Below are 1,018 nucleotides of genomic sequence, written 5' to 3'. Positions count from 1 at the left end.
CGGATACGACGTGGCCGAACTCAACCTGCTCGACCTGCTGTCCTTGGACGGTATGGGGCCAGCGTTAGTAGCGGCTCTCGAACTGGGACGACTGTGAACAGAGGAGATACGCCATGAGCCTGTCTGGGCAGGACGAGTACTACGTGCTCCGCGAGAACATCGAGCCTGCGTGGGGACTGCTGTGGTGGCCAGCCAAGAACGACAACTTGCGCTACTGGTCAGCCAAGGACAGCGACTGGGCGCCACTCCCCTACCGCGCAGTCCAGCATCTATCCCCACTGAACAAGATCGACGCCGAGGAAGCACGTTCGCTCACGGGGGGCCTCCCGCAACTCACCCGGCCCCGACTCCGAAAGTGGATCCGATTCTGCGAGCAAGTCGCCGAAGCCCATGATTTGGCCACCAAATACCCCGGTGACCGAGCAGGCTGGCGGGACGGCGGCTACTGGCACGGGTACGTTCTCTGGCGGGATCAGCAAGCCGGGGACGCAGACCTCAGCGAGCAGGCCTACAACCGACACCTGGAAGATCAACACGACAAGTACCTAGGCTGAGGAGCGGAGCCACCGAGTGAAGCCCCACGATGCGCCTCGACTCAACGAGTGGCTGACTGCCAGCGAGACAGCCGAGCAGTTCAACGTCAGCCGCCAGACCGTGAACCAGATGATCAAGGCTGGCGAGTTCAGCACACTTCACAAGATCGGCCCAGCCACGCGGCCTCAGTACGTCATAGGGCGCGACGAGGTCGAACAGATGCGGGCCACCAGGGCTTTCCCGCGCAGGGGATGAGCGCATCTGGCGGGATGCGCCCACATTCGACGAGCGCCGGAGTGCGGKCGCTGTTTGCTCTGGGTCGGCCTACCCGGAGCGTTCCTCGATGGCTTCCGCCACCTCGCCCAGGGTCATGAGAGGTGCGTGGATGAGGTGACCTTGGCGGAAACCGATGTCGATGAGAGCGATGGCGGTGTGCGCGTGCGGCTCCCAGAAGGTCTTGTCAAGCACAACGATCAGGTAGCCA

Annotated in this window: 2 protein-coding genes; both read left to right on the top strand. The window is 63.1% G+C overall.

The features are described from left to right. Positions 1 to 113: 113 nt before the first annotated feature. On the top strand, positions 114 to 554 hold the full coding sequence (locus ACXJKL_RS21505; RefSeq protein WP_457209024.1) for a hypothetical protein: 441 nt from the start codon (positions 114 to 116) through the stop codon (positions 552 to 554). A 16-nt stretch (positions 555 to 570) separates the two neighbouring features. Further along, positions 571 to 789, top strand: coding sequence for a helix-turn-helix domain-containing protein (locus ACXJKL_RS21500; protein ID WP_457209023.1), 219 nt, complete (start codon positions 571 to 573; stop codon positions 787 to 789). The last annotated feature ends 229 nt before the right edge of the window (positions 790 to 1,018 follow it).

It is taken from the genome of Nocardioides sp. P5_C9_2, assembly GCF_054049555.1.
Note: the sequence above shows the minus strand (reverse complement) of the source record. Positions and strands in the feature narration are given on the sequence as shown.